20 protein-coding genes, 4 tRNA genes and 2 pseudogenes are annotated in these 24,781 nt (G+C 43.3%); 5 read left to right on the forward strand and 21 right to left on the reverse strand.

Annotated elements, in window-relative coordinates; translation table 11 throughout:
* Positions 1 to 62 precede the first annotated feature (62 nt).
* Entirely contained in the window at positions 63 to 1,703 is a 1,641-nt protein-coding gene (gene bfmS, locus NQU59_RS18305; protein ID WP_005239483.1) for a sensor histidine kinase BfmS, read from the reverse strand.
* A gap of 107 nt (positions 1,704 to 1,810) precedes the next feature.
* Complete coding sequence (bfmR, locus tag NQU59_RS18310; protein WP_004655457.1) at positions 1,811 to 2,527, reverse strand: response regulator transcription factor BfmR; 717 nt, start codon at positions 2,525 to 2,527, stop codon at positions 1,811 to 1,813.
* Positions 2,528 to 3,073: 546 nt separating this feature from the next.
* On the opposite strand from bfmR, the gene NQU59_RS18315 reads away from it, so the two are divergent.
* From NQU59_RS18315 to NQU59_RS18325, 3 genes are all read left to right on the forward strand, one after another.
* Positions 3,074 to 5,914: a ribonucleoside-diphosphate reductase subunit alpha gene (locus NQU59_RS18315; RefSeq protein ID WP_257064396.1), complete on the forward strand. Its 2,841-nt coding sequence runs from the start codon at positions 3,074 to 3,076 to the stop codon at positions 5,912 to 5,914.
* A 93-nt stretch (positions 5,915 to 6,007) separates the two neighbouring features.
* Positions 6,008 to 6,139, forward strand: coding sequence for a hypothetical protein (locus tag NQU59_RS18320; RefSeq protein ID WP_004655460.1), 132 nt, complete (start codon positions 6,008 to 6,010; stop codon positions 6,137 to 6,139).
* A gap of 141 nt (positions 6,140 to 6,280) precedes the next feature.
* Positions 6,281 to 7,564: a ribonucleotide-diphosphate reductase subunit beta gene (locus tag NQU59_RS18325; protein WP_257064397.1), complete on the forward strand. Its 1,284-nt coding sequence runs from the start codon at positions 6,281 to 6,283 to the stop codon at positions 7,562 to 7,564.
* A 493-nt stretch (positions 7,565 to 8,057) separates the two neighbouring features.
* On the opposite strand, the gene NQU59_RS18330 is transcribed toward NQU59_RS18325, so the two are convergent.
* From NQU59_RS18330 to NQU59_RS18345, 4 genes and pseudogenes are all read right to left on the reverse strand, one after another.
* Positions 8,058 to 8,558, reverse strand: a complete 501-nt coding sequence (locus NQU59_RS18330; RefSeq protein ID WP_257064398.1) for an SRPBCC family protein — start codon at positions 8,556 to 8,558, stop codon at positions 8,058 to 8,060.
* A gap of 108 nt (positions 8,559 to 8,666) precedes the next feature.
* Positions 8,667 to 9,668, reverse strand: a complete 1,002-nt coding sequence (locus tag NQU59_RS18335) for a carbon-nitrogen hydrolase family protein (RefSeq protein ID WP_257064399.1) — start codon at positions 9,666 to 9,668, stop codon at positions 8,667 to 8,669.
* Positions 9,665 to 10,711, reverse strand: a complete 1,047-nt coding sequence (locus NQU59_RS18340; RefSeq protein WP_257064400.1) for a helix-turn-helix transcriptional regulator — start codon at positions 10,709 to 10,711, stop codon at positions 9,665 to 9,667. Before NQU59_RS18340 ends, NQU59_RS18335 begins: the two co-directional genes overlap by 4 nt.
* A 73-nt stretch (positions 10,712 to 10,784) precedes the next feature.
* Positions 10,785 to 11,750, reverse strand: a pseudogene (locus tag NQU59_RS18345) (alkane 1-monooxygenase); the annotation flags it as partial.
* Between NQU59_RS18345 and NQU59_RS18350 the strand changes: the two are divergent.
* A pseudogene (locus NQU59_RS18350) lies at positions 11,750 to 11,887 on the forward strand (NUDIX hydrolase); the annotation flags it as partial. The pseudogenes NQU59_RS18345 and NQU59_RS18350 sit on opposite strands and share 1 nt — an antisense overlap.
* 33 nt (positions 11,888 to 11,920) lie before the next feature.
* Here the strand turns inward: NQU59_RS18350 and NQU59_RS18355 are convergent.
* The 15 genes from NQU59_RS18355 to rpe all read right to left on the reverse strand — a co-directional run bounded on the left by NQU59_RS18355 (position 11,921) and on the right by rpe (position 24,317).
* On the reverse strand, positions 11,921 to 13,525 hold the full coding sequence (locus NQU59_RS18355; RefSeq protein ID WP_257064401.1) for a GMC family oxidoreductase: 1,605 nt from the start codon (positions 13,523 to 13,525) through the stop codon (positions 11,921 to 11,923).
* Between the two features lie 1,077 nt (positions 13,526 to 14,602).
* Positions 14,603 to 14,679, reverse strand: a tRNA-Pro gene (locus tag NQU59_RS18360).
* A 4-nt stretch (positions 14,680 to 14,683) separates the two neighbouring features.
* Positions 14,684 to 14,759 (reverse strand) — tRNA-His (locus tag NQU59_RS18365).
* 37 nt (positions 14,760 to 14,796) lie between these two features.
* Positions 14,797 to 14,873, reverse strand: a tRNA-Arg gene (locus NQU59_RS18370).
* 68 nt (positions 14,874 to 14,941) lie between these two features.
* Positions 14,942 to 15,018: transfer RNA gene (locus tag NQU59_RS18375), tRNA-Pro, on the reverse strand.
* A gap of 143 nt (positions 15,019 to 15,161) precedes the next feature.
* The gene (gene nadA, locus NQU59_RS18380; RefSeq protein ID WP_005239526.1) at positions 15,162 to 16,226 is read right to left on the reverse strand and encodes a quinolinate synthase NadA; all 1,065 of its coding nucleotides are present in this window, start codon (positions 16,224 to 16,226) and stop codon (positions 15,162 to 15,164) included.
* Positions 16,227 to 16,369: 143 nt separating this feature from the next.
* Positions 16,370 to 17,590, reverse strand: coding sequence for a bifunctional glutamate N-acetyltransferase/amino-acid acetyltransferase ArgJ (gene argJ / locus NQU59_RS18385; protein ID WP_257064403.1), 1,221 nt, complete (start codon positions 17,588 to 17,590; stop codon positions 16,370 to 16,372).
* 319 nt (positions 17,591 to 17,909) lie between these two features.
* Positions 17,910 to 18,395 (reverse strand): methylated-DNA--[protein]-cysteine S-methyltransferase, encoded by a 486-nt coding sequence (locus NQU59_RS18390; protein WP_257064404.1) that lies wholly within the window; start codon positions 18,393 to 18,395, stop codon positions 17,910 to 17,912.
* Between the two features lie 18 nt (positions 18,396 to 18,413).
* On the reverse strand, positions 18,414 to 18,731 hold the full coding sequence (locus NQU59_RS18395; protein WP_005272952.1) for a DMT family transporter: 318 nt from the start codon (positions 18,729 to 18,731) through the stop codon (positions 18,414 to 18,416).
* 168 nt (positions 18,732 to 18,899) lie between these two features.
* Positions 18,900 to 19,445 carry a hypothetical protein gene (locus NQU59_RS18400; RefSeq protein WP_257064405.1) on the reverse strand — a complete coding sequence of 182 codons (546 nt, stop codon included), beginning with the start codon at positions 19,443 to 19,445 and terminating at the stop codon, positions 18,900 to 18,902.
* Position 19,446: 1 nt separating this feature from the next.
* Positions 19,447 to 19,947 (reverse strand): cobalt transporter, encoded by a 501-nt coding sequence (locus NQU59_RS18405; protein WP_257064407.1) that lies wholly within the window; start codon positions 19,945 to 19,947, stop codon positions 19,447 to 19,449.
* Between the two features lie 82 nt (positions 19,948 to 20,029).
* Positions 20,030 to 20,932 carry a copper resistance protein B gene (locus NQU59_RS18410; protein ID WP_257064409.1) on the reverse strand — a complete coding sequence of 301 codons (903 nt, stop codon included), beginning with the start codon at positions 20,930 to 20,932 and terminating at the stop codon, positions 20,030 to 20,032.
* Positions 20,919 to 22,769 (reverse strand): copper resistance system multicopper oxidase, encoded by a 1,851-nt coding sequence (locus NQU59_RS18415; RefSeq protein WP_257064410.1) that lies wholly within the window; start codon positions 22,767 to 22,769, stop codon positions 20,919 to 20,921. The genes NQU59_RS18410 and NQU59_RS18415 overlap by 14 nt, the downstream gene beginning before the upstream one ends.
* Before the next feature lie 69 nt (positions 22,770 to 22,838).
* Positions 22,839 to 23,261: a hypothetical protein gene (locus tag NQU59_RS18420; RefSeq protein ID WP_257064412.1), complete on the reverse strand. Its 423-nt coding sequence runs from the start codon at positions 23,259 to 23,261 to the stop codon at positions 22,839 to 22,841.
* Between the two features lie 369 nt (positions 23,262 to 23,630).
* Positions 23,631 to 24,317: a ribulose-phosphate 3-epimerase gene (gene rpe, locus NQU59_RS18425; protein WP_257064413.1), complete on the reverse strand. Its 687-nt coding sequence runs from the start codon at positions 24,315 to 24,317 to the stop codon at positions 23,631 to 23,633.
* Between the two features lie 176 nt (positions 24,318 to 24,493).
* On the opposite strand from rpe, the gene NQU59_RS18430 reads away from it, so the two are divergent.
* Positions 24,494 to 24,769: a DUF2218 domain-containing protein gene (locus NQU59_RS18430; protein WP_005239538.1), complete on the forward strand. Its 276-nt coding sequence runs from the start codon at positions 24,494 to 24,496 to the stop codon at positions 24,767 to 24,769.
* The last annotated feature ends 12 nt before the right edge of the window (positions 24,770 to 24,781 follow it).

Raw genomic sequence — 24,781 nt, forward strand, 5'->3', positions numbered from 1 at the left:
AAAGCCAAGGCAATATCCCCCTGGCTTTTTATTACATCAAAAAGAGCAACTGTCTTTTCATTCTATTTTTTAATCACTTGCTTATAACGCTTGGCAGGCCACGTCATGATAAAACGTGCACCGCCCAAGTTTGGACTTTGATCGACTTGAATGGTGCCACCGAACCAGTACGCAATCCGGCTGACAATTGACAAGCCCAGACCATAACCACCCGAAGCACGGGTACGACTGTCATCTAGACGCGCAAAAGCTTCAAAAATACGACTGCGTTCTTGCTCTGGAATCCCCGGCCCGTCATCTTCGACACAAACATAGGCATTGCCATCAGCATGAATCCCACCGCTGATACGCACCTTATGATCACAGTAACGTACCGCATTGCCGACCAGATTTTGTACCACACGATGCAGGTAACGACGTTCTGCATCTACCTTTAAAGACAACGCTGGTGCAATCAGTTCAATTTCTTTTTGCGTCTTCAGTGCCTCGGTTTCCATCGCCACCTGATCCAGCACCTCGACCAGAACAATGTCTTCAAAATCTAAAGACGGCGTGCCCTGTTCCAGTTTGGCATAGGTCATGATCTCGTCAATCAAGGTATTCAATGCCTCAATATCCTTATCAATCATATCGACCTGTTGAATACGATAATTATAATCGTCTTCCTCTGCCAGCATTTCCATACCAAAACGGATTCGCGCTACTGGCGTTCTCAACTCATGTGACACCGCACGCATCAACTCACGCTGCGCTTCAATCAAACGCTGAATATGATCCGACATGTTGTTATAGCTGGAAGCCAAGTTTGCCATCTCATCGCTTCCCTCAATCGGGACACGCAAGGACAAATCGCCTGATTTCATCTTGTTCAGAGCATAACGAACCTGACGGATTTTTCGCTCCAATGGCAAAATCAGACCGTATACCCCCAAGCTCAACAGGAACAAGCTAAATAAAGTAATGCCTGCAGACAGTTGGAACGGCATCCAGTTAAACATCGGCACAGGCCCTAAAATCAGCACTTGCGCAGGATGGTTCGGCATTGGAGAAACAATCGAAATGGTGGTTCCACGCACCGTTGCACTGTCTTTATACAACAATACACTCTGATCTTGGCGCAAACGACCAATTTGCTCTGAATCCAGATTGATATCTTTAATATCTGCAATTTCAATTGGATAATAAAAATGCTTTTTGATTTTATCTAAGTACTCACGCTCCTGCCCTGGATAGAAAATCAAATAATCCAGTACAAAAATCGGTAGCGCTTTCATCTGGCGTTCGCCAATTTTATCGACTTTGATATACAGGTAATGCTTAGAATCGTCTTTTAAACCGATAATGATATAACCTATACCATTATTGGCATCATAACGAACCACTGATTTTTGTTCTGCGATGCGCTTTTTTTCGGTGCGAGACAGTTCTACCCGTTCTGCATCGACATAGTAGATCGGCAATTCCAGCAAATCAGAAGCATCGGAAATCCAATCTAACTTCTGCTGTTTTTCTGGCTGACGAGATACACCTTCACTAATGACATAGGAAATACCATCAGTAAGAGATTCACGATATTCTTGCGCACGTTGATAGTTAATGATCTGCACCAGCAAATAACAAAATGCGGCAACCACAACGACCAAAACGACCAAACCAGCATAAATACGCAAAAATATGCTGTTTTTCAGTACTCGACTTACCATAGGGTAAATAATTCCAAGCTAGTGAACATCTCCCCTGAACAGCTACGCTGCACAAGGCCCCTTCTATCAAGGGAAAAGCCCCCTAAGATCAGGAGGCTTTAGAGTATTTAGATTCCGTTGGTTTCTTTAACGAATAAATAACCTTTACTACGTACAGTTTTAATACGTTTTGGATTTTCAGGATCATCACCAATTTTTGGACGAATACGAGAAATCCGTACATCGATTGAACGATCTTGACCATCATATTCGATACCGCGTAGGCGCTCGAAAATATCTTCACGAGACAGGATACGACCTGCATTCGAAGCCAATAACCACAACAAATCATATTCAGCGCTAGTGAAGTCAACCAACTCACCATTTAAAGTCACTGAACGACCGCCATTATCAATCACCAGATCATCAAACTCGATACGTTGTGCCACTTCGTCTTCTACGGTTTTGTCAGTGCGACGTAATAAAGCACGAATACGCGCTAGTAACACACGTGGCTGAACAGGTTTAGCCACATAGTCATCGGCACCCATTTCCAAACCAAGCACCTGATCCATATCTTCTGTACGCGCAGTCAGCATCAAGATTGGTTGGTGATAATGTGGACGCACTTCACGACAAACGGTTAAACCATCTGCGCCTGGTAACATGACATCGAGGACAACCAGATCTGGCTGCTCGCTGATAATACGACGAATTGCACGATTACCGTCTGTTTCAACCCCAACTTCCAAACCGTTACGGATCAAATACTCTTGTGTTAAACGTGCTAAGCGCTCATCATCTTCTACGATCAAAATCTTCGGTAACTTTTCTTCTTGGCTCATTTGTTTGCCCCTAAAATCTGAGTGAATCCGCCTATCAAAAACCTGACAGATACATTGGTTTATGTTTTGCAATATACACACGTTTACATTGTAAACAAGTAGGCGTTCACCAAACTGATACACGCCTAGCCCCTTTTGTTATCTTTTTATTAAAATTATGAATTTTAATATATTTTTCAGTTTTGCATGCTTTTTCCGACAGGATGAACATTTAGTATAGATTTTGTGCCAATGTTAAACAATTTGTTTCTTTATTCACCCAAAGCCGTTTAAGTGTCTGTTTTTTGAGTTATCCACAGAGTTATCTATAAGCCTTTTTTCATGGCTTTGTTATGCTATGTCCCTGTGAATTCAGCAGTTAAGACATGAAAAAAAAATTAGTAAAATGTCAAGGATTGATCTGCTGGAAAAAATCCCGTATCTTGTGTTGAAAATAAACTTTAACCACTAAGTATTGTGTTTATCCCTCAAACATCGTGGCATACTTTTTGCTCGATTCAAACGGTCCATGAACATAAAAATAGATGATAATGGAGCTATGCTGACATGAGCATCATCACTTCTACTCCTGGCCAACTTCAGGTCATTAAGCGCACTGGTGAGATTGCGACATTTAATGCCGAGAAAATTTCTGTTGCGATTGGGAAAGCATTTTTAGCTGTTGAAGGTCAACAAGGTACTGACTCTAGTCGTATCCATGACCGTATTACACAACTCACAGAAATGGTAATGAACACGTTTAACCGTCGTTTACCATCTGGTGGTACGATTCATATCGAAGAAATCCAAGACCAAGTTGAATTGGCACTGATGCGTACGGGCGAACAGAAAGTTGCCCGTGCCTATGTGATTTATCGCGACCAACGCGCAAGCGCTCGTCAGCAAACTGGTGCGAACCATCATCCTACCCTGCAAATTACAGATACCAATGGTCAGCTCCAGCCATTGGATTTGGACGCATTAACAGCCACGATTGCAACTGCAAGTGAAGGCTTAGAAGGGATTGATGTTCAAGCGATCGTGGATGAAACCGTTAAGAACCTCTACAACGGCGTAAAAGAAAGCGATATTGCAACCACCATGATGATGGCAACGCGTACCCGTATTGAACAAGAGCCAAACTACACCTATGTGACTGCTCGTTTACTTCGTAACGAATTGGTTAGCACAGGTTTAGAGTTCTTGGGTCTGCCAACAGACACTTTAGAAGGCGATGCTTTAGAAACCTTCTTGAAGAAAGGTATTGAGCTTGATCTGCTTTCTAAAGACCTGCTTGACTTCGACCTTGCGAAATTGGCTGCGGCGATCAAACCAGAACGCTCAAACCAGTTTACTTACTTAGGTCTACAAACTTTATTTGACCGTTACTTCATCCATTCAAATGGCGTGCGTTTTGAATTACCACAATTATTCTTTATGCGTGTATCAATGGGTCTTTCGCTCAATGAAGAAAACAGAGAAGATCGTGCGATCGAGTTCTATGACTTATTGTCTAGCTTCGACTACATGGCATCTACACCTACCCTGTTTAACTCAGGTACTTTGCGTCCGCAATTATCAAGCTGTTACTTGACCACCATTGGTGATGACCTGTACGACATTTATGGCGCAATGCGTGATAACGCAATGTTGTCTAAATGGGCAGGCGGTCTCGGTAATGACTGGACACCAGTACGTGCCTTGAACTCTTATATCAAAGGCACCAACGGTAAATCACAAGGTGTGGTTCCATTCCTTAAAGTTGCCAACGATACTGCCGTTGCGGTGAACCAAGGTGGTAAGCGTAAAGGTGCAGTTTGTGCATACCTGGAAACTTGGCACTTGGATGTTGAAGAATTCCTAGAGCTACGTAAGAACACCGGTGATGACCGTCGTCGTACCCATGACATGAACACAGCGAACTGGGTGCCTGACCTGTTCATGCAACGTGTATTTGAAGATGCTGAGTGGACATTGTTCACGCCTTCTGAAACACCAGACCTGCATGATTTAACGGGTGCTGAATTTGCTGAGCGTTATGCACACTACGAAGCGGTCGCAAAACAAGAAAACATGTTGCACAAGAAAGTCCGTGCGAAAGATTTATGGCGCAAAATGCTTTCGATGTTGTTCGAAACAGGCCATCCGTGGATCACATTCAAAGACGTATGTAACTTACGTTCACCACAACAACACGTGGGTGTGGTTCACTCATCTAACTTGTGTACAGAAATTACCTTAAATACCAACCAAGACGAAATCGCGGTCTGTAACTTAGGTTCGATCAACCTTGTACAACACGTTCAAGGTGGTGTGTTAGATCGTGAGAAGCTTGCCCGTACTGTAAAAACAGCAGTTCGCATGCTCGATAACGTGATCGACATTAACTACTATGCCGTGCCACAAGCGAAGAACTCAAACTTGAAACACCGCCCTGTGGGTATGGGGATCATGGGCTTCCAAGATGCATTGTATGAAATGAATCTTGCTTATGGTTCAGATGCAGCGGTTGATTTCGCTGATGAATCAATGGAAGTGATCAGCTACTACGCAATCGAAACGTCAAGCAACCTTGCAATCGAACGTGGTGCTTACTCAACATTCAAAGGTTCATTGTGGGATCAAGGGATCTTGCCAATCGACTCTTTAGAAATCGTTTCGAAATCACGTCCAGAGCGTATGTTCGAAGTTGATCGTACACAACGTTTAGACTGGGATTCATTACGTACCAAAGTTCAAAAAGACGGTATGCGTAACTCAAATGTGATGGCGATTGCACCGACTGCAACCATCTCTAACATTTGTGGCGTATCTCAATCGATTGAGCCGACGTTCCAGAACTTGTATGTGAAATCAAACCTTTCTGGTGAATTCACCGTGATCAACCCTTACCTCGTTCGTGCATTAAAACAACGTGGTCTGTGGGATACCGTGATGGTCAATGACCTGAAACACTTCGAAGGTTCAGTACAAAAGATTGCGCGTATTCCTGATGAATTAAAAGCAATCTTCGCGACTGCGTTTGAAGTGGATACTCGCTGGATCGTGGATGCTGCATCACGTCGTCAAAAGTGGATCGACCAAGCACAGTCATTGAACCTTTACATCGCTGGCGCGAACGGTAAGAAACTGGACATCACCTATAAGATGGCATGGTTACGTGGTCTTAAGACCACCTATTACCTCCGAGCTTTAGGTGCAACTTCAGCAGAGAAATCAACGATCAATACTGGCGCACTGAATGCAGTTAAACCAGCATCGGTTGAAGCACCTGTAGTTGCAGCACCAGCAGCAGTGGTTGCAGAGAAGAAACCTGAAACTGCGGTTGAAGAAGATGGTTTTACCACTGCGGCTCCAGTGCCAATGGCGTGTTCAATTGACAACCCAGACTGCGAAGCTTGTCAGTAATTTTATTCCTCTCTTAACAAACTCCCTCTCCGTTTAGGAGAGGTGAGGAGCAACTAAAGCTCCGCAAGAGAGGTTCCTATAGAGGCATCGATCATGTTCCATCTCAGTCATAATTATCAATTTGGTGTGATTGTTCTGATTTGTGCCTTTCTAGTGTTTTATATCCCCCTCGTTTACGCGTTTTTTAAAATACGTAGACAACAGCGTAATCAAAATAAGTCTTAGGGATTGTCGGTGCCATTGGTCACTTTTTAAAACTCAATCAATAAAACTTAATTTTGCTTACACAAATTGAGCGTATAGTAGGACATCTCCTTGCTTGAGATGTCTAAATAAAAGATATAAAGCAACGAAGAGAGAATTGATATGTCTATCCTTAGTTGGGACGATTTTGAAGATGATTCGCAAAAACCGACTACACCTGAACACAAGTCTGCGACCATCGACTCGCAAAAAACGACTAATACGCAAGTGGTATCTGATTCAGAGCAATCATCGCCGCGCATGGCAACTGCACAACCCGCTGGAACCAATATCGTGCGATCAACAGATCCCACCGATTCGTTGGCACGAGCATCTGCTGCCTTAGAACACCTCGATGTTGCACCGGGCTTGGAAGAGCTTGAAATGGGTGCACAGCGTGTTCAGGTGGATGATAAAGCAATGATCAACTGCCGCGCAGACTTGAACCAGCTTGTTCCATTTAAATACGAGTGGGCTTGGCAGAAGTATCTTGACGGGTGTGCAAACCACTGGATGCCGCAAGAAGTCAACATGAACCATGATATCGCGCTTTGGAAGTCTGAAAATGGCTTAACTGAAGATGAGCGTACCATCATCATGCGTTCTTTGGGTTTCTTCTCGACTGCAGACTCATTGGTTGCAAACAACTTGGTGTTGGCGATCTACCGTCACATTACCAACCCAGAATGCCGTCAGTACATCTTGCGTCAAGCATTTGAAGAAGCAATTCACACCCATGCTTATCAATACTGTATCGAATCTTTGGGTATGGACGAAGGCGAAGTCTTCAACATGTACCGCGAGATTCCAAGTGTTGCGCGTAAAGCATCATGGGGCTTGAAGTACACTCAATCGTTAAGTGACCCTACTTTCCATACAGGCACACCTGAAAACGACCAACGTTTATTGCGTAACTTGATTGCATTCTATTGTGTTCTTGAAGGGATCTTCTTCTACTGTGGCTTTACTCAAATCTTGAGTATGGGTCGTCGTAACAAGATGAATGGTGTTGCTGAGCAGTTCCAGTATATCTTGCGTGATGAGTCTATGCACTTGAACTTCGGTATCGACATGATCAACCAGATCAAGATCGAGAACCCGCACTTGTGGACTGCTGAGTTCCAAGAAGAAGTGATTCAAATGATTCTTGAAGGCACTATGCTTGAGATCGAATATGCGCGTGACACAATGCCACGTGGTGTATTGGGTATGAATGCAAGCATGATGGAAGAATACTTGAAGTTCATCTGTAACCGTCGTTTAGCGCAGCTTGGTTTACCAGAGCAATTTGCTGGTGTAACGAACCCGTTTGGCTGGATGTCTGAAATGATGGACTTGCGTAAAGAGAAGAACTTCTTTGAAACGCGTGTAACGGATTACCAAACTGGTGGTGCGTTAAGCTGGTAGAATTTAACATTATCCATTGAAATAAAATAAGTAGACATTTGATTGAACTACTTGATCATGGATACCAATATTTCCATTATTGATATCCATGATCTCTCAGCTAGTTTTCTAACAAAACTGTTTTTAAAGCAGTGCTTTACCTAGATCAAGCAAGAAAAACTTTTTTCAGTTCTAGCATTGTTTTAGATATGACCTATGCATGAAAATCCAAAATAACTACCACAAAATGCAAGATAACAATCTTATCATCGGCAGTGTTACATCTACTGCACAGACTACAAGCCCGAGAAAACTCATCAATTTACCCCTCTCCAACCGATCTAGTGCTGGCTGAACAAACTAATCAGCATTAAAGGTTTACCCATAAGCATTGCTCAAAAATATGTATTGAGAAAATAATAGGTTCTCCAAAGAATCTAATTTTAATTCAATTACAGGACACCTAAAAAACAGATAAAACTGTTAAGGCGTGATATCAAATCAGAGCTATCTATTACCGTCCCGATTTAAAATGTTTCTCCGTATCACGCTTGAAACTATCAAACAAAAATAGCTTGTTCGGAAGCTCAATCAGATCAAATAGCATTTTTAAACCTTTGCGTGGCTCAAATGCAAAACGCCAGATGAACTCACAACCCTCTTCAGTTGGCGTGACCTGATAGTCTTCGGCAAACATCGCCAAAAACGGGGTGTTCATTTGCTCAACGTAAAACGCATGGCGGCGATTGGCTTCATCCCAAATGAAAAAACGTTCTCGTAATTTCACGGCGTTGAACACCACACCAACTGCCCTCGTAGTGCCGACTGCAAAGGGACGTTCTGACGTATATTGACCATTCAGCATTTTGCACCACGCCAGAGGACGGTCGGCCGTCAGCCCAGCCCAGACCTGATCAGCATCTACAGGAAGCCTCATCACGTAGCTATAGTGATACGTCGCTGTTTCAAATATTGAATCATCTTGCGGTTTGTTTAAATTAAACCAAAAAGCCATGTCTGCTCCAAAAGGATAAGGGTGATACATTGATAGTGGAGATTCTGCTGCTTCCTCTCTAGCGAGAAAAGCCCATGTATGCCGTTTGTCTTTAGCATGCAGTGCAACTTATAAATCTGGTGCAACTAAATTTGGCAAGTCATGTGACTCTAATGCTTGCCATGGAAAACAGCCCAGTCTGTGACGCAGTTGGTACGCCAAGGTGCCATGAAGATTAGCCGCGTGCCAGCCTAAATGAGTCATCGGCGTGACATCAAAAATCCAGTATTGATCTGGGATTGGATCGATCGGTTTGGGTGTATTCAGCGTGACGTCTGCAGCTACATGCCCCTCACCATCCTCAAAACTGAGTCGTGCGAGAATATGTCCCTCACGATCGCAGATTTGCGATTCACCAATCATTTCGGTTTCCCAGCGGATACCAGGCAGCATCGGAGTGTTACATCGTATCTTGCCGACATGCGCAGCATGAGCAATCGGCACTCCTGTCAATCTTGCAACCTGTCCAGGCAATTCATATTGCTGCCTTTGATAAAGGGCATGTTCACGTCGCATGAGCCAACCTACAGGACCGTGCCAATTAAGAGGCAATGACCACCAGCACATTCCTCCCAGTATCAACTGTACATTTTCGGCACGCACACGTGCTGCAGTGCCGGTACGAGCCCACTCCCAGCCAGACATAAGGCCGACTTTACACCCAAGACTTTGACATGTAACAACGCCATGATCATTGCCACCCACATAAAAATTCTGCTCCCACGCCGTGGGAATATCCTTGTCATGCAAATGCACCAGACCTGTAGGCTCTGCCAGCAGATAAGTCCCGTAGCTATGCTTACCTCGTATAGATAGAAAGCCACCAGCCAAGACAATGCCAAGTTCTCTAGCCAGACGTCGCATGAGTTGAAATGGTCTGCCATCAATAGGCTCAGGCGTTGTACGTAAAATCGGTGAATAGACATTCGGTGAAGTAAATGCTTCAGGTAAGACAATGATTTCGGGGGCGTGCTCACGATAAGCATCACGAATCAGCGCTTCGACACGGAGCAGATTGGCATCCACCTCACCGAGCGTTAAGGTAGGCTGTACAACGGCGATCTTGGTCATGACATGCTCTTCACATTAGATGGGATTTGGGGTGGCAGGCGGAACTCTGAAGGCGTTTTTCCAGTAAGACGTTTGAACGTACGTGCAAAGTTTGCCGAACTACTGAATCCGAGATGCTGCGCAATCTCCGCGATCGGTTTTTGTGAGTGCTCAAGTAATTCTTTCGCATAGGCTACGCAAACCTCATCCATTAGTTGCCGGAATGTTGTACCTTCCTGTGACAATCTACGCACCAATGTCCGATATGACATCTTCAAGCTTTGAGCCACAGATTCAGTATTGATGATTCGCTGTTCATCCAGATTAAGGTGCAGCAATCGCCTGACTTGTAAACTCACGGATTTATTATGATTTCTTTGGAACCTTATACGGAGTTCCTCCACCATCTGACGTTGCAAGGTTTGGTTTTGCGTCAAAAGTGGAGTTTCTAGCAGCGCCCGCGGGATCACAATGCTATTTTTATCGGCCTCATGCTGTACGTATAGATGGAAGAACTCTTCATATAAAGCATCTGGATAGACTGAGACATGCGCAAACTTGACATACACGCCATCCAAGGGTGTGAGTATGAATGGTAAGAAGCTATGCAGAGCACCCATTACCATTTCTGTGAAAAATGCATTCTGCTCGCCAAAATCAGTCACCCGCTCAAAGTTCACATGAACCTGATTGCCAAAATTCTGACGACTGACTTCAAACGCTGGCATCACTAGCGGGAAGAACTCAATTGCAGCATTCAGCGCATCTTCAAGCGTACGTGATGCAAGTGCCAACAAGCCCAGCTTACCATGTGCCGTGACAGGGAAAGCATCAAGGATCTGGAATAAAGCCGGACGATCAGACATGCAGTATTGCTGAGTCAGGGTATAAGCTCGCATAAATTGCTCCCCATCAATCATTCCGCCGTGATTGCGTCGCTCTTCATACCGAACACCGCATTGCCGATGAAAATCCTTTAGATCCTCTTCGTGCGGACAAATGAGTGCCTCGCATACATCCAGATACTGTATAGGAAACTGTAAGGACTTTAACGGTACCATCATGGCGTCAACCTAAGGATACAGATCATCTAAAATTTAACTTAACCCATGCTAGATGGGCTAATCAATGCCCGTATTACTGGCTTTCCAGCGCCAAACTATCTTTCTTGCCAAACTTGGCAAAAATTCGTGCACGAGCCTTGGGGTAAATATTGGCTTTGCTTAGATCACCCTGATAATGATCAACTACGCGCTGATCCATGAGTTTAAACCACCAGACCGGAATAATCGTAGGTAAAAGTAGCCCGGCATAGCCACCAGGAAGCTCTGGGATATTGTTATAATGACGTAAGGTCTGAAAAGGACGTGTGGGATACGCATGATGATCGGAGTGACGTTGGATCTGATACAGCAATAGGTTCGTTATCAAGCTATTATTGTTCCAGCTATGCTGTGGCATAGTGCGCTCATACTGGCCGTTTGGCAGTTTCTGCCGCAACAAGCCATAGTGCTCTACATAGTTGATGGCCTCAAATAAAGTCACACTATATACCGCCTGAGTAATCTGGAATGGAATGACACGACGACCAAACAAGGCAATTAAGCTGGCGTGGAAAGCTGTGGACATGGCCCAACCCTGTAATAGTTCATTCTCCATAGACCACCAGCCTTTGCCTTTTCTTGCCAACCGTGCGCTCTCAATCTGGATAGCCGACTTAACACTACCAATCACTGAGCGCGGCAGAAAGCGCCAGAAAGACTCACCAAGCTGGGCCGAGGCCGCATCTTCTGGGGTCGCAACATGCTTATGATGTCCAAATGGATGCTCTACCCGAAAATGGGTATAGCACGAAGGGGCTAATGCCATGTGAGATAGATGGTGGTATTTTTTCTGCGGCTTATGACATAGCTCATGTGCCGTACCCACTGCAGTACCGTTCACAGCACCTAACGTAGCACCCATCATGATTTGGTCAATCAGCGGAGTACCTTTACGACTGACGGCATAAGCCGCGACCAGTGTAGTCAAATATTGTAATGGAATAAACGCTGCAACAAGCTGCATATAATAAGGGTCTTGCTCCAACGCTTTAATTGCCTCTTGAGGAAACAGGACAGCAAAAAATTGTCGGTAAGCGCCCTGCTCAATTGTTCCGCTATGCACTGCAAGATTATAATTTTACTTTTCCACGTATGCTGGAAACGCCACGTAACAGTACTGAAAATGAAAAGAGCTAAGGCGAATACCTTAGCTCCACAATAACTTAGAACTTACTTCCAAGTTTGACGAATCAAATCTACCGCTTTTTCAGCAATCATAATGGTCGGTGCATTAGTATTGCCATTGACCACGGTTGGCATAATTGAGGCATCAATCACGCGCAGTCCTGCAATGCCATACACTTTTAGCTCAGGATCGACCACCGCCATCTCATCCACACCCATTTTACAACTGCCAACGGGGTGATAGACCGTGTCGACGCGTTGGCGCAAAATCTCACGAATTTCATCATCAGTCTGCACATTCGCTGTAAACATATCTTCTTTAATTTTTTCACTTAAAGCGGGTGCGTTCATTAACTTTTGGGTGACTTTAAAACCATCAACCATATCTTGCAGATCTTGCTCATCCTCAAGGAATTTAAAGTCGATTAATAGTGGATCATCAACATTTTTGCCACTGAGTTTGACCGAACCACGCGCACGCGGATTCAGCAAGCAGACATGGCATGAAATTCCATGTCCCATATGCATGGTTCGCGCATGGTTATCCACCACTGCAATCACAAAATGCAGTTGTAAGTTAGGTTTATCCAACTCAGGGCGACTTTTTAGGAATCCACCACATTCAGCAAAATTGGTCGTAATCAAACCACGACGTTCTTTACGATAACGCCCGATCTGTTTGACCAAATCAATACTGCCCCCAACTGACACCCCAAAGGTTCCTTCCATTTGCTTGGTCTTATAAGCAAAAATAAAGTCAGGATGATCGTGCAGATTTTCACCAACACCTGCTAAATCTTTAATTACAGGAATACCGTGTTTTTCCAGTTCTTGACGTGGACCAATCCCCGACAACATTAAGACTTGTGGCGATTGGAATGCCCCAGCAGACAACAGAACTTCTTTATTGGCACGAACAACCGTGCTTTGTCCGTTGTGTTTATATTCCACCCCGACTGCACGACCATTTTCAATCACGATACGGGCCACTTTAGCTTGAGTAATGACCTGTAAATTCGGGCGTTTACCTAAATAAGGAAACAGGTAACCGCGCGCTGCGCTCCAACGTTCGCCATTTTTTTGTGTGACCTGATAAACCCCTAGCCCTTCTTGTTCTGCGCCATTAAAGTCATCATTGAGTGGATAATTGACCTGCTTCGCAGCTTCAACAAAGGTCTTTTGATATGGATTGTCAGAATGTAATTCACTGACATTCAATGGCCCGTGTTGACCATGATATTCATTACGAATGCGCTCGTTATGCTCTGATTTTATAAAGTATGGCAATACATCCTGATAAGACCATCCTGTATTGCCTAAAGCAGCCCAATGGTCGTAGTCGCTATGATGACCACGGATGTAGACCATCGCATTGATCGCAGAACTACCCCCCAAGCATTTTCCACGAGGTTGATAACCTTTACGCCCATTTAAACCTTTTTGTGGAATGGTTTCTAAAGCCCAGTTATTAATTTTAGTTGGAATACTGATCACAGCTGCTGAAGGTGTATTTACCAACCAGCTATTTCCATCACCACCAGCTTCTAATAAACATACCGAAATATTTGGGTTCTCAGATAATCGCCCAGCCAATACCGAGCCTGCCGAACCACCACCTATAATTACAAAATCAAAAGCTGTTTCTGTCATCGCTATACTCTGTTTTTTCTTTTTAAAAAGTGGAAGCATTATGCCGAATACAACATTTAAATACTGTTGTAGTTGTCTAACCAATTTATTTCATTAAGAGCAACTTAACTGCAACGCAATAAAAGCGCAATAGCCAAATCCAGCAGTCGCGTTGTTGTAAAAAGAGATTCAATTGCAAAACTACTCGGTGGATTCTTTCTCTAATTTTTTCTGTTTCAGATACTCATTTATGGAGTAAATCAAAATTAACAGATAACTGGACAACCTTTTTACGTTTTACTATTGGATTTAACAGTTTTGACTTTATGGGATATACATATTCTGATTATGGAAAGGCAAAGAGAATATTGTTTTTCGAGGTAAAGTAATGAAACATATTTTATGGGTGTTAGCTGGAATTTTTTTAGTTGCAATAATCATTTTTATTGTACCTCAGTTTTTTAGTTTAATTTATACAGGTCAATCGAGATGCCGAGAAGGATGTAGTACTGATTTTCTAATAATTGCAAGAACATTTACTTGGACAAGCCTCTTTTCAGGAGGAATCATCGGATACTTATTCTCATTAAGAAAAGTTGGTTATAAAACAATTTCTTCCTTTATTATTTTAATTATTTTTTATTAGTTTTTCTTTCTTGGTATTCAACTGGTTATGGTTACGGACTGAATTTAAGCTATTAATTAATTGAGATCAAATGATAAAAAGATTCTATACCCTATCTTAGGTCTAATTATTACCATTGTTTTGATGCAATTTTCACATGAAGCTTTTGTTAACTTAGTAAAGCATAAAAGGCCATGTATAGAAGGTTGTAGCGGTTCATTTAAGAACTTTTTAATGATCTATACTTGGTTTTGGTTCATCTTAAGCATGTTGGCTGGTTACCTTATAGCGGCAAGAAAAGCTAGCTATAAATTCATCATGATCTTAGTTCTTATATTTTTAATCTCTACATTTATCGTGAATTGGTACGCCTCGACCTATGGCTACGGACTCAATTTAAGCTATTAAATTCAAAAATCCAGACGTAAAAAAACCGCTAACTTAGCGGTATTTTATCTCATCTTTTAAGATGATGGTCGGAGCAGTAGGATTCGAACCTACGACCCCCTGGTCCCAAACCAGGTGCACTACCAGGCTGTGCTATGCTCCGAAATTGGGGTGAATGACGGGATTCGAACCCGCGACAACTGGAATCACAATCCAGGGCTCTACCAACTGAGCTACATCCACCATCAAAACTTTGATTCTATATACCAAGCTGCCAAAATGGCGCGCCTGACAGGATTCGAACCTGTGACCATCCGCTTAGAAGGCGGATGCTCTATCCAACTGAGCTACAGGCGCATAACGATGATAATACTATCACGATACTTCGCCGATATTTAAAACTATGTTTTTCAACATATTTTAAATGGTCGGAGCAGTAGGATTCGAACCTACGACCCCCTGGTCCCAAACCAGGTGCACTACCAGGCTGTGCTATGCTCCGATTTCTTTTCAGCTTTTACTGTATCGCACATCGTGCGGTACGGTGTGCATTCTAGGCGTGACGCCTTAGAACGTCAACACCTATTTTTCAAAAAACTAATAAATCCTTATCAAATGTATATTTAACAAGCATTTTCAGACATTTTAGCGTTTCAAAGAAGCACTAAAGTTCAACATTCGATCTAAGGGTAATTTCGCGCGTTCAGCTAAGGCTGGATCGACGTGTATTTCTTGATCAGCATGTTGTAATACATGCAAAATACCATCCAGTTCATTCATTGCCATCCACGGGCAATGTGCACATGAACGACAAGTTGCCCCCTCACCTGCAGTTGGTGCTTCAAATAATTCCTTATCTGGCGCTGCTTGCTGCATTTTATAGAAAATGCCCCGATCTGTTGCCACAATCATTTGTTTATGCGGCAAGGTCTGTGCAGCTTTGATCAGTTGTGAAGTACTCCCCACTGCATCTGCAATATCCACCACCGATTCAGGTGACTCAGGATGAACCAATACCGCCGCATCAGGGTAAAGCGCTTTCATTTGCGCAATACCACGCGCACGGAATTCTTCATGCACGATACATGCGCCATCCCACAACAACATTTCAGCACCTGTTTTCTTTTGAATATAACGACCTAAATGCTGATCTGGTGCCCAAATAATTTTTTCACCCAAACTATCTAAATGCTCAATAATCTCAACCGCACAACTTGAAGTCACCACCCAATCGGCACGCGCTTTCACAGCCGCTGAGGTATTGGCATACACCACCACAGTATGATCAGGATGTTGATCGCAGAATGCTGTGAACTCATCCACAGGGCAACCCAAATCGAGTGAACAGGTTGCTTCTAAAGTTGGCATCAATACGGTTTTTTCTGGTGATAAAATTTTAGAGGTTTCCCCCATAAACTTCACCCCAGCAACCACCAAGGTAGTCGCAGGATGATCACGACCAAAACGCGCCATTTCCAATGAATCAGAAACACAACCACCTGTCAGTTCGGCAAGCTCCTGCACTTCAGGATCACAGTAATAGTGAGCCACAAGTACTGCATTACGTTTTTTCAACTCGGCTGCAATTTGGGCAAACTTTTCTTGTTTCACTTCTGGGCTAAGGCGATTGTCCTTTGGCTCGCCCAAACGATCTAAATGCGCCTGCACAATATTTTTGGCTTCGTTCGCAATTAAATTCGCATCATTCATAAAACGTCTTCTCTATCCTGCGTGCTTGCATCACTGCAAACTTTTAACGTGGGTAATGGCGTGATCATTTGGGAAAAATCACCTCATCCACAAACTAGCTTATAAAAAAAGCCCCACTGTGGAGGCTTTATTATAACGCAAATTTATGAGCGATAATCGGCATTAATTTTGACATAGTCATAAGAAAAGTCACAGGTATAGACTTTGTCTTTTGCTGTACCACGACCGAGGTCAATACGAATGCTAATTTCCTTCTCAGCCATGACAGCTGCACCGGCTGCTTCGGTATAGTCTGGGTTTGCACCACCATCTAGGCAAATCTGGACATCACCCAGCCAGACTTGAACCTTGCTGGTATCTAAGTTCGGTACACCCGCTTTACCAATCGCCATCACAATACGACCCCAGTTTGGATCTGAAGCAAATAAAGCTGTTTTAATAAGTGGCGACTCGGCAACACTATAGGCAACATCACAACATTCTTGGGTATTGGCTCCGCCTTCCACCTGAACGGTAATGAACTTGGTTGCACCCTCACCATCACGCACGATCAATTGCGCCAAACGATTCATGATACGTGCAAGCACATCGAGCACTTGTTGATAACGTGCATCGTCTTGGCTCTGGATTTCAGCACCACCAGCCAGACCCGTTGCCACAAAGATACAAGAGTCATTGGTCGAAGTATCACCATCAATGGTAATGCGGTTAAAGGAATGCTCAACCGTAGTTTGCAATAAACGCTGTACCAGTTCAGCACGAATCGGGGCATCGGTTGCCACAAAACTCAGCATGGTCGCCATGTTTGGACGAATCATGCCTGCACCTTTACTAATACCCGTCATGGTATAGGTTACACCATCCAGTTCAAACTGTTCAGATGCACCTTTAGGTGTGGTATCTGTGGTCATGATGCCTGATGCAGCGTCCGCCCAACGATCGGCATTTAAATCATTTAATGCAGGTTGAATGCCTTGCAATAAGCGTTCAATTGGGAGTTGCTCACCAATCACACCAGTTGAAAAGGGTAAAATTTGATTAGCTTGAACACCAGCTAATTCAGCCAACTTGGCACAAGTGGCTTGTGCATTTTGATAACCGACGGTTCCTGTTGCGGCATTAGCATTACCCGTGTTGATGATCAGATAACGTGGTGTGTTCTCGGCCAAATGCTTTTTACTTAATTGAACAGGCGCAGCAGCAAAGGCGCTTTGGGTAAATACCCCTGCAACGTTTGAGCCTTCGGCAAATTCAAAAATGACTAAATCTCGTCGATTTGGATAACGTACATACGCCTCAGTTGAGCCAATTTTTACACCCTGCACCACATGCATAAGTGGCATTGTTACGTCACCAACAGCCATTTTTAAACTTCCATTCAACTTGTTATGAAAGGCTTAAGCTTATTCCAAAAGGCGATTAAAATCGAGTATTAACGACATGGATAATTTATAAATTAAAAGTACTTTCATTGTCTGATTCTAACAAGATATTCATGCAGCAATCGCTATCGTGAGCCGGCATGGATGCCGCCCGTTGGACAGGGGCTACATGGATGTACCCTCTGTCCAACAAAAGATTTTTGTTACTTTTCATCTTTGAAAAGTAAAAGAATGCCTACACAAAATACATCTGATCCATTACAGATTTATGAGGCTATGCAGACTTTGGAATTAAAATTATTTAAGCTTTGTTTTGCTCCAAACTCAGTAAAATCTGCTTCTTATCCAAACCACCTGCAAAACCAACTAATGCGCCACTCGCCCCAATCACCCGATGACAGGGCGCAATAATCGAAATCGGATTCTTACCATTGGCTGCCCCGACTGCACGTACGGCTTTTTCATTACCTAACTGCACGGCAATCTCTTTATAACTGCGTGTTTCCCCATAAGGAATGGTCAATAACGCCTGCCAAACCTGTTGCTGAAATGCGGTACCTTGAAAGTCCAAAGGCAAATCAAATTGCTGGCGTTGCCCTGCAAAATACTGTTCTAATTGTTGTTTAACCTTATGCAGCATTGGATGCTGACGATCTTCTATCAGTTCAGAAAGCCGTACCCGTTTATGGTCTTCATTGTCCCACATCACGGCGACCAACGCCTGATCATGTGCAACCAGTTTTAATGCACCTACAGGAGAATCCATGTACATATACACCAGTTGCATCACACGCTCCTTAGCTCATTAATTTGATGACAGTTTCATTAACATTAGACCCGATACGATCAATACCGCCGCGACCATCCGCATTGCGGTCATTGGTTCATTCAAGACCATGATTCCCACAATAAACGAACCAATCGCACCAATACCTGTCCAAATGGTATATGCCGTGCCAAGCGGGAGTGTCCGCATCGACATCGAAAGTAATACCACACTTAAAATCATGAAAACAATGGTCACAATACTTGGCGTTAACTTGGTAAACCCTTCAGACATCTTCATGGAATATGCCCAAATGACTTCAAAAATACCTGCCAAAATTAAAATTGCCCATGCCATTTTATTACGCTCAACTTTATCGAGTGTCGGGTCGTCCCAACGTGATTTTTTCGAGGGAGGTCGTCCTCCTAGGTGCAGCAGTGTACTGTAAAACATGAAAACTATGTGATTTGTTATGTATCTAAAACGACTAAGATATTGAAACAAAAAACTTTCTATGGAAATGAATCACTGCCAGACAATCTGATCGACCCGCATCAATTCACATGCGCCATTACCCGTATCCTCTCGAGATAAGGAGCTCTTCCAACGCCAGCCATCTTGGGTCTGAATCTCAATCAGAGCCCCTTTTAAATAGACCAAATCATCTTGTTTAATTTTTTTCATTTGTGAGGCAATCGCGGCATTGGCAGGCACCAAATGCATATTGGCGCTATGGGTTGCGATCTGCCGAAGTGGGATTGGAGGTTCGTGATCAATGGACCAACGATACCAACGGTTACTTTGGGAAATATCAATCTGTTTGTAGACCTGAGGATTGGCCATATCACCCCAGCCAACAGCGATATCCATCGGCGAAAACTCAGCTTCACGCCCCAAGTTATAGTCTTCTCTCGACAATACCCGAAATGAACCTTCATAATTTTCTAATGCCACAACTTGCACACCTTGCTGGGTACTAATCTGACTGATATCAGGTGTAGGCTTAATCCATTTTGTCCACAGCATCCAACCGAGTGCAATCACCAGCAAGCCATACATCCATCTTGGCATGTTATTGATCCTGTTTATTGCGTAAAGCTCTTATCCATTGCTTAAATCGCTCGATAGCAGCTGAAAAAAACTGCTGCATCAGACTGAAGACATTTTCATCTTGCTGCTCATATTTATTCTGAACTACATGTTGTTTAGAGGTCGCCAGTTCCATCGGTTCATAATGCGGCATGGTTTGCTGTAATTCTGCCCCCAGATTCAAACCTTGCAGTGCTACTGTTACCTCAGGAATGGCATCTTGATGATAAAGCGCTAAATGACGCGCTTCTAAATCAATACTGTGTTCAATCAATTGATCTGAAAAAGGCAGTAATGCTTTTCTAACACGCAGTACTTCTACAGCACTGCTCATATGGGGAATATAGTAAAAACTGACATGCATACTGCCATCAGCAGGAATCAATTCAAGCTGAGAGGCCGACACACCTGTAACTTTTTCGCGTAAATTGGTCGACGGGTTTGCTTTATCTATTATTGGATTGTGTTGTTGTTCTAAAGCCATTTATGCACCATGAATGACTCAAAAAAGATACTGTCAGTATAAACCAACAGTATCTCGAAAAAATGACATTTTAAACAAAATATCAGAACTTTAGCGACAGACCGGCGCCATAGATCCAACCCGTTTTAGAGTCACTGGCCGTTTGCCAATTGGTCTGCTTACGCCCGTTACTATAAGCATAGCCAACATCAATAAAAGGCATGACGCGGTTCTTGACGATTTCATAGCGGGTTTTGACCCCCACTTCTGCATCGGCAAGACCGGTTTTAGTCGCATACTTGGATTCATCACGCAGTACCCATTCCATTTCCAGATAAGGCTGCATAATCAATTTTTGCGTCAACAACAGATCTCGTTCTGTTTCCAACACAAAGCGCCATTGTTGATTTTGTCCGATATACAGATGCGCATCGGTTTCAAAGAAATACTGGGCCATGCCATGTAAACCGACCACACCCTCAAATTGCTCCTTATCTACTTCACGGTCAGGGTTATATCGGTAATTCACCCCTGCTTGTACATCCCAGAAATCTGCAATGTTTCGACTATATAACGCCGCCAGACTTTGCTCCGATTTTTCTGACTCGGCTTTGGCATAATCGGCAAGGATGAATAATTTATTTTCATCGGTTCCCACCCAAGTTTTTAACTTGGATTTGAGTGTGCCCTGTCCATCCTCATCAAGTAGCCATTGCGTATCTAACTGTGTCGCCTGATAGATTTGCCCACCATGCTCCTTATAATGACCCGCATGCTCATCTTTATTTGGCATCTGTGGAGGAATAGTTGAGCTTTGATGTTGCAAATGATCCATCGCAGAGGTAGCGCTCATGGGCATATTCTGCTGCGCCGGCATATCCATTTGCATCATTTGATCATGTCCTTCATGTGCAAAAGTGAATGCACTTAAAGAAGAAACCAATCCGCCCACCGCCAATAATTGTGTATATCGTTTCATCTTGGAAGATTGCTTAGTGATGTGCATGGCTCGCTCCCTGAGATGATTGAACTGGTGTTGTTTGTGCTGCTTTGTTGTCATCCACATTGGCAACAATTAACTTACTCATCATGCCTGCACTCATGTGATACAACAGATGACAATGGATCGCCCATTCACCGATTTCATCCGCAGTCAATAAAGCCGTAACGGTCTTGCCTGGCGGCACAATCAAGGTATGTTTATTTGGCATATCTTGAGGTGCCTGACCATTTTCCAGCTGCATAAACATGCCATGTAAATGCATCGGATGCGCCATCATACTGTCATTGACAAATTTAAGACGGATACGTTCACCATAACGCACGGTTAAAGGCTTAAAGTCAGGATCACTAAACTTCTTACCATCAATGGTCCAGATATAACGCTCCATGGTACCGCCCAAACGAATCACCACTTCACGTTCTGCTGGGCGACTATAGCTTTCAGGCTGCGGATTTAAGGATTGCAAATCTGCATAACTTAAGGCTTTATGCCCCGTAGGCGTTGCCGCATTGGCCCAGCCCTGTACGGTATCCGTATTTGATGTGTCCTTAGTTGTAGCTGCTTGATGCTGGCTATGATCCATATTGCTCATATCCATTTGAGCATGTGCGCTATGATCCATCGTTGGCTGCGAAGTTGTTGCGGTTTTCGCTTGGTCTTGTGGCGTCTGGTGCTGGCTATGATCCATCTTAGCCATATTCATTGGCTGATCTGAACCATGATTCATTTTGCTCATATCCATCTGACCATGTGCACCGTGATCCATGCCCATATCTTCCATGGTCAACAAGGCACGTGGTCGCGCTTTAGGGATTTGAACTGCTTGGGTGTTGGGTGTCATGTCATTGTGCAATGACGCAATAGCAAAGCCCGTACGATCAATCGACTCCGCTTCGATTTGATAATGGACCTGTTTCGGCTCAACCAATACATCATAAGTTTCGGCTGTTCCAATACGGAATTCATCCACAGGAACAGGTTTCACTGGCTGACCATCGGCACTGACCACGGTCATTTTTAAGTTGGGAATACGTACATCAAAGAAGGACATTGCCGATGCGTTAATAAAACGCAGGCGTACTTTTTCTCCTGCTTTAAAAGCACCGGTCCAGTTTTGCTGTGGGGTCTGACCATTGACCAAGAAGGTATAGCCGTCTACATCTCCTATGTCAGTTTTGGCCATACGCATCTGATTCCATGCGGAACGGTCTTGCCATGTAGCTTTTAAACCTTGCGTTTTAACCTGTTTCCAGACATCACCCAGTGTTTCTCGATGGTTTTGATAGTATTCAGCAGACTTTTTCAAATTCGCCATGATCTTGTCACTTTCCGTTTCATGGAAATCCGACAACATCACCACGTAGTCACGCTCTGCTTGTTCATGTGCAGCAACAGGTTGCTTGCCTTTTGGATAAATCACCAACGCGCCATACAAACCGTCTTGTTCCTGTCCTTTGCTATGTGCGTGATACCAATAGGTGCCGTTTTGACGTACTTTAAAACGATATTCAAAACTGCCATTTGGCTTAATTCCTTGGAAGCCATTAAAACCAGGCACACCATCCATCAAACCTGGGAGTAGCAGTCCATGCCAATGCAAAGAAGTATCTTGATTTTTAAGCTGGTTATGCACATGAATTACCGCTTCATCACCCTCTTCAAACTCTAATAGCGGGGCGATAAATTTACCGTTTACGGTAATGCGTTTGACGGGCTTACCCGTGACATTCACCATCCCTTGATTAATGTTCAGATGATATTCTTTAATTGCAGCCAGACTATAAGGCGCAAACAATAGACTTAAGCTAGCAACAACGCCAGCGTATAGTTTTGAAGACATGATAATTTCCTAATCTGTTAACTTTTCAAATTGCTCTTTTCATGGACAGAAAGAGCCTGTAAAGACAGATTAGGCTTTAGGAGGGCGTAGAATCTCTTGCCAGTAGCCAGCAAGATGTCGAGCTTGATAATCCGTATTGGTACGGGTATTCAGCTCTAAAAAAGGTGTAGCCCCTAAACTTGGGCCCTGCGGATCCAAAGCCAGATTAACGCTTTGACAATGCGAGATACTATTGCAGTCCTGACAATGTTGATTGTTATGTAGTTTCCCATCATGACATTGTGCTGAACGCAATGAATCTGTTTTCGATTGCATATGATGATGTTGATCCATCATTTGCTGATCATGACAAGCCATGCTTGGAATTGAAACTGAGCTGTTTTGATCGGATTGAATCGCTTGAACAGCAGCCACAGCCACGCCACTTCCCCCGATGAAAAATATCATCAGGAATACAAACCACAGACGTTTGTATCGCTTAAGAAGTTGCACTTCATGTTCCTTGTTTCAATGATCAAAAAAGAATTTAGCCTAGCTAGGATAAGTTTTTTTACAGTGATGCACAATCATCTTTGTATTTGAATTTCGATAATTGCAGCGACATCCCACCCTAAACTGCTGCTTTATCAAACGAACTGATCTACGAATAAGCACGAGTAAAAATAAAGCAAAATGAATAAGTTAATGCACAAAAAAAGGACAGAAAACTGTCCTTTTTTGATTGTTTTGCTGTGAATATAAACAACTGAAATCATTTTGTTTATTTTAACAACATCTTATCCACCTGCTTATCAACACGGTTATCCACCGAGTTATAAACAAAGTTATCCACAAGCTTATGTGAATAATAGAATGAAAATACTAAACTTGTGTTGCACCAACTTGAGCCAGTTCTGCACGCATTTTATCAATTACAGTCTTATAGTCAGGTTGACCAAAAATCGCTGAGCCTGCGACAAACATATCTGCACCCGCCTCTGCAATTTCACGAATATTGGCTGGCCCGACACCACCATCGACTTCTAAACGGATATCGCGACCACTGGCATCAATAATCTGACGTGCTTGGCGTAATTTTTCCAACGTCATTGGAATGAATTTTTGCCCGCCAAAACCAGGGTTAACACTCATCAATAAAATTTGATCGACTTTATCCAGCACATAATCAAGATAGTGCAACGGCGTTGCTGGATTGAAAACCAAACCGGCCTTGGCACCACCAGCCTTAATCAACTGCAAAGAACGGTCAATATGATCGGTTGCTTCAGGATGGAAGGTAATAATGTCTGCACCAGCATCCAAGAAATCGCCAATCATACGATCAACAGGAGATACCATCAGATGCACATCAATCGGCGCTTTGATACCATAGTTTTTCAGGGCCTTACATACCCCTGCACCAAAAGTCAGGTTAGGTACATAGTGGTTATCCATCACATCAAAATGTACAACGTCTGCACCTGCAGCTAGCACTTTTTCTACATCTTCACCTAAACGTGCAAAATCAGCAGATAAAATCGAAGGTGCAATTAAATAAGGCTTGGACATGGATGACCTGGCAAACTCTGAGAAAAATGATGCATGCATTATAGCAAACTTAGTCCGCTTAGGTCTGTTACAAAGTCATTATTGCAACCTTGCAACACCACGTTGCATCTAGACAGTTTTTATCTCCTGTTAGCTTTGCTATGTTATTCAATGAAATTTTAGGATAGAAGAGCAATATGAATAGCAGTACCAATATCACTACGACTGAAGGAAAACGGATCAGTAAACGTCTAGTCAATCATTGGAAACATAAGTTTGAAGTCTTGGAAACTGAAACAGATTCAAAAATTTTTATGCCAACCGCGACAGTTACGCTCACGCCACAGGAACAACACTTAACAGTACTGATTGAAAATCAACAAGAAGATGTAGCGCGTCTGGAACAGGTCGTGATTGACCATTTAAATCGTATGGCGCAACAGGAATTTGTAGCGGAATGGCAGCATAGTTAAACGCCGAAAAAG

It is taken from the genome of Acinetobacter colistiniresistens (assembly GCF_024582815.1).
GTDB lineage: Bacteria > Pseudomonadota > Gammaproteobacteria > Pseudomonadales > Moraxellaceae > Acinetobacter.

Coding starts and splice junctions, on each gene's coding strand:
- nadA (WP_005239526.1), bottom strand. CDS start 16,226: ATGAATGATGCGAATTTAATTGCGAACGAAGCCAAAAATATTGTGCAG.
- NQU59_RS18405 (WP_257064407.1), bottom strand. CDS start 19,947: ATGGCTTTAGAACAACAACACAATCCAATAATAGATAAAGCAAACCCG.
- NQU59_RS18320 (WP_004655460.1), top strand. CDS start 6,008: ATGTTCCATCTCAGTCATAATTATCAATTTGGTGTGATTGTTCTGATT.
- NQU59_RS18355 (WP_257064401.1), bottom strand. CDS start 13,525: ATGACAGAAACAGCTTTTGATTTTGTAATTATAGGTGGTGGTTCGGCA.
- NQU59_RS18415 (WP_257064410.1), bottom strand. CDS start 22,769: ATGTCTTCAAAACTATACGCTGGCGTTGTTGCTAGCTTAAGTCTATTG.
- NQU59_RS18330 (WP_257064398.1), bottom strand. CDS start 8,558: ATGGCTTTTTGGTTTAATTTAAACAAACCGCAAGATGATTCAATATTT.
- NQU59_RS18430 (WP_005239538.1), top strand. CDS start 24,494: ATGAATAGCAGTACCAATATCACTACGACTGAAGGAAAACGGATCAGT.
- bfmR (WP_004655457.1), bottom strand. CDS start 2,527: ATGAGCCAAGAAGAAAAGTTACCGAAGATTTTGATCGTAGAAGATGAT.
- NQU59_RS18335 (WP_257064399.1), bottom strand. CDS start 9,668: ATGACCAAGATCGCCGTTGTACAGCCTACCTTAACGCTCGGTGAGGTG.
- bfmS (WP_005239483.1), bottom strand. CDS start 1,703: ATGGTAAGTCGAGTACTGAAAAACAGCATATTTTTGCGTATTTATGCT.
- rpe (WP_257064413.1), bottom strand. CDS start 24,317: ATGTCCAAGCCTTATTTAATTGCACCTTCGATTTTATCTGCTGATTTT.
- NQU59_RS18315 (WP_257064396.1), top strand. CDS start 3,074: ATGAGCATCATCACTTCTACTCCTGGCCAACTTCAGGTCATTAAGCGC.
- NQU59_RS18410 (WP_257064409.1), bottom strand. CDS start 20,932: ATGCACATCACTAAGCAATCTTCCAAGATGAAACGATATACACAATTA.
- NQU59_RS18395 (WP_005272952.1), bottom strand. CDS start 18,731: ATGGCATGGGCAATTTTAATTTTGGCAGGTATTTTTGAAGTCATTTGG.
- NQU59_RS18325 (WP_257064397.1), top strand. CDS start 6,281: ATGTCTATCCTTAGTTGGGACGATTTTGAAGATGATTCGCAAAAACCG.
- NQU59_RS18340 (WP_257064400.1), bottom strand. CDS start 10,711: ATGATGGTACCGTTAAAGTCCTTACAGTTTCCTATACAGTATCTGGAT.
- NQU59_RS18390 (WP_257064404.1), bottom strand. CDS start 18,395: ATGCAACTGGTGTATATGTACATGGATTCTCCTGTAGGTGCATTAAAA.
- NQU59_RS18400 (WP_257064405.1), bottom strand. CDS start 19,445: ATGCCAAGATGGATGTATGGCTTGCTGGTGATTGCACTCGGTTGGATG.
- argJ (WP_257064403.1), bottom strand. CDS start 17,590: ATGGCTGTTGGTGACGTAACAATGCCACTTATGCATGTGGTGCAGGGT.